Source organism: Paenibacillus motobuensis, assembly GCF_039521865.1.
GTDB lineage: Bacteria > Bacillota > Bacilli > Paenibacillales > Paenibacillaceae > Fontibacillus > Fontibacillus motobuensis.
The window spans coordinates 1-2,946 of sequence record NZ_BAAACX010000010.1 but is presented as its reverse complement, the minus strand read 5'-3'; the positions used below and the strand labels follow the sequence as shown (position 1 = coordinate 2,946).

Here is a 2,946-nt window from a genome sequence, read left to right as displayed (position 1 = left end):
CAAATTCAATCTCGCGGTATGGAGGGTGTTGTAGGCAAACGGAAAGATAGCGTCTATGAAACGGGATACCGATCCGACAACTGGCGAAAAGTTATTAACTGGTCGCATGCAAATGTTTATATCACGGGATATAAAAAGGAAGAATTCGGGTGGCTTGCAGGCGTCGTGGATGATCAGGGCAGGATACGTCCGGCCGGGATAATCGAGTTAGGCGCAACACCTACGCACAAGAAGGCGTTTTATGGCGTGGTCAAGCAGTTAGTTACCGGAGAGGATCGTGATTTTGTATACGTGGAGCCGCGGATAAGAGCGCAGGTGAAGATGCGAAACTGGACTCGTGCGGGGATGCTGCGGAGTCCAGTGTTTGAGAGGTTTATAGTTTAGGAACCCCATATGAGTTTGATAATTGGCTCACTAATAATACTACTTAACGTATCCTTAAATGCCGTTCTAATATGTGGTTCTGTATTCCGAAGAATTTTTTTCACCTGAATAGCGGCCACGTTCGTTCTAGGAGTCTCTGAAGCTAAGTCGGCTAAGTTCTTAATTAATAGCTCTCTGTCCTCAGTACTAAACTCATCTACTAAATCAGCTAACTCCGACGCGGCAGCGATCCCTCTTGTCGTCCATGGGTAAGGGTTGCCACAACTTATACAAAAGCTAGGCTTTTCATATTCGTCGAAAATAATATAACCACAGTCATTTGACTTTTCGTTCCCTCTTATTAAACTCTTACAGTCAGGGCAGCTTGTTATAGTGGGCTGCCCACATTTGTCACAATAGGCTTTCATATCATAACGATATTCTTCGATAGTATCCACGATTACATGACCATTTAGGCATATTTGCGCAGTCCCATACGGGTTATTTATTTCCAACAAATTCTCCTCCCTATCTTATCCCACATATTTAAACGTACAATTCTCACGAAGATACCGCTCGCCACCGATCCTCACGCTATTCTCCGTTATCCCCTCGATCTTACCACTTCCAACAAGCTCTCCCGCGATGAAAACCACGACCGGACTCCGATCCAATTGCGCGGTATAAAAGTGAATATCGGAAGTCAGCGGCTTCATGAAACGTGATTTCCGCGTCATTTCGACAGCCCCTTTCGTATGTATACCGAAATTTTACCATAATTTGCGGAAAAATGTGGGTGAAATCGCATATGTTCTCCTACACAATAAAGTGTAGGTCTAATATAATAGAGTTACTACACAAAAGGGGCTTGTATTAAATGGCGCGAAGAATAGATATTACAGGGCAACGTTACGGACGTCTTACTGTACTTAAAGAGGTCGAACCCCGTGGGTATGTCCGGGTTTTTCTCTGTCGGTGTGACTGCGGTAACGAAAAAGAAATCACCATGCCTCAACTGCGCTCTGGAAAGGCGAAATCCTGCGGCTGCCTAAATAGGGAGCGCACATCGGCAAGGAATACACGCAATCTCACCGGAAAGCGATTCGGAAAACTTACGGTTATTAAACGAGCCGCAACGAACCACCAATCCGGAAAGGCCGCGAGGGAGTGTCGGTGTGACTGCGGAAATATCATTGAGACAGCCGGGGTTTATTTAACGCGCGGCGAAACGACTTCCTGCGGCTGCCATAAACGGGAGATTGGCGCAAAACTCCAAGAATACAACGATAAGAATCTCCGTAATAATGGTGTGTTCGTGCCGCTTCTGATGAGTAAGCTTCGCGCGGACAGTAGCACCGGTATTAAAGGCGTATCTCCAGTAAAGGGCGGCAGGTACCGCGCACATATCGGAGTAAAAGGGCAGAAAATATACCTGGGCGAGTATGCCAGTAAAGAGCGCGCGGCAGCCGCTCGAAAAGCTGCAGAGGAAAAGTATCATAAGCCCCTCTTAGAACAGAGTCGCGGAAGGAAGCGGATGGATATTGTCGGAGAAACCTACGGCAAGCTTTTTGTAGTGTCCGAAGTCGCGCAAGAAGGGAAGCACCGCCGGTTCCTTTGCCACTGTGACTGTGGAAACGAAGTCATCGTTAAAATGGAAAGTTTGCGAAGTGGTAATACGAAGTCCTGCGGTTGTTTGGCGCGAGTGAATGACGATGCCTTTATCGGCACACGATACGGTCGACTTGTTGTAAAAGAACGTCAAGGCAGCCGTTGGCTCTGTGAATGTGATTGCGGAAACATGCGCATTGTTAGCGATGCGAATCTACGAAGTAAAAATATTACGGCGTGTGGTCGGAAGTGCCCGCTCGGACCACGACCGATAATAAACGAGAAGATAATGGAACAGCAACGCGAATATCAAAGAAGAAAGCGGGAGAATATCGATGAATAACGACTGGATCGGAACAGGCGATTGGAGCGGGTGGAAAATATCCGGGAATGCGCTAATCAGTCCGTCAGGCCGCGAATATAAGCCGGAGGACGTTGAGCCGCGCGAATATACGCAAGCTGACCTCGCCAAAGCACTCGGGGTTACTCGCGGGGCTATAGCGGATCGGTTGAGACGCGGAACGCTGCCGCCATTTGATCACGACAAAAAGTGGAAATACGAGACTATCCGGCATTTGCTTCCGTAAAGTTGATGATATGTTCGTATTTTGTTCCCCTATACAATTATGTATAGGTGTGTTAATATTAAATCAACAGCAAGGGACGGCGCGAATATAAACCAAGGGAGCGAATGAGGATGAAAATCTATTACGAAGATATTTTGGTAGGCGAGGTCTTAACTAACCGGAGCTTAACAGTCGGAGAAGCGCTGGAGCTTGTTGGGTTTGACGAGGAGAAGTTCATAGCCGAGAACGGATTCGATGACATAGACTATAACGATTTCAAACTTGTTTAATCGATTAATACGATAGAAGACGGGAATCTGACGTTAAATAAACGTTGGGTTCCCGTTTTTTTTTCGTCCAAATGGTTGTATTTTGTTCGATTAGTTATCTACAGGTATAGAAACCGATT

General features: G+C 46.5%; 5 protein-coding genes and 1 pseudogene. 4 read left to right on the top strand and 2 right to left on the bottom strand.

Annotated elements, in window-relative coordinates; all coding sequences use genetic code 11:
• Positions 1–384, top strand: a pseudogene (locus tag ABD014_RS14165) (ATP-dependent DNA ligase); the annotation flags it as partial.
• On the opposite strand, the gene ABD014_RS14160 reads toward ABD014_RS14165, so the two are convergent.
• A complete protein-coding gene (locus ABD014_RS14160) occupies positions 381–878 on the bottom strand; it encodes a DUF2321 domain-containing protein (RefSeq protein ID WP_343862166.1) in 498 nt (165 codons plus the stop codon). The pseudogene ABD014_RS14165 and the gene ABD014_RS14160 overlap by 4 nt on opposite strands.
• 18 nt (positions 879–896) lie before the next feature.
• Positions 897–1,100: a hypothetical protein gene (locus tag ABD014_RS14155; RefSeq protein ID WP_343862164.1), complete on the bottom strand. Its 204-nt coding sequence runs from the start codon at positions 1,098–1,100 to the stop codon at positions 897–899.
• 140 nt (positions 1,101–1,240) lie between these two features.
• On the opposite strand from ABD014_RS14155, the gene ABD014_RS14150 reads away from it, so the two are divergent.
• The 3 genes from ABD014_RS14150 to ABD014_RS14140 all read left to right on the top strand — a co-directional run bounded on the left by ABD014_RS14150 (position 1,241) and on the right by ABD014_RS14140 (position 2,827).
• Positions 1,241–2,314 (top strand): hypothetical protein, encoded by a 1,074-nt coding sequence (locus tag ABD014_RS14150; RefSeq protein ID WP_343862162.1) that lies wholly within the window; start codon positions 1,241–1,243, stop codon positions 2,312–2,314.
• Positions 2,307–2,558: a DUF3653 domain-containing protein gene (locus tag ABD014_RS14145; RefSeq protein WP_343862160.1), complete on the top strand. Its 252-nt coding sequence runs from the start codon at positions 2,307–2,309 to the stop codon at positions 2,556–2,558. Before ABD014_RS14150 ends, ABD014_RS14145 begins: the two co-directional genes overlap by 8 nt.
• Positions 2,559–2,668: 110 nt before the next feature.
• Positions 2,669–2,827 carry a hypothetical protein gene (locus ABD014_RS14140; RefSeq protein ID WP_343862158.1) on the top strand — a complete coding sequence of 53 codons (159 nt, stop codon included), beginning with the start codon at positions 2,669–2,671 and terminating at the stop codon, positions 2,825–2,827.
• Positions 2,828–2,946: the final 119 nt, after the last annotated feature.

Excerpts from the sequence above, each read along its gene's own strand:
- ABD014_RS14155 (WP_343862164.1), bottom strand. The coding sequence starts at position 1,100 with ATGACGCGGAAATCACGTTTCATGAAGCCGCTGACTTCCGATATTCAC.
- ABD014_RS14150 (WP_343862162.1), top strand. The coding sequence starts at position 1,241 with ATGGCGCGAAGAATAGATATTACAGGGCAACGTTACGGACGTCTTACT.
- ABD014_RS14145 (WP_343862160.1), top strand. The coding sequence starts at position 2,307 with ATGAATAACGACTGGATCGGAACAGGCGATTGGAGCGGGTGGAAAATA.
- ABD014_RS14140 (WP_343862158.1), top strand. The coding sequence starts at position 2,669 with ATGAAAATCTATTACGAAGATATTTTGGTAGGCGAGGTCTTAACTAAC.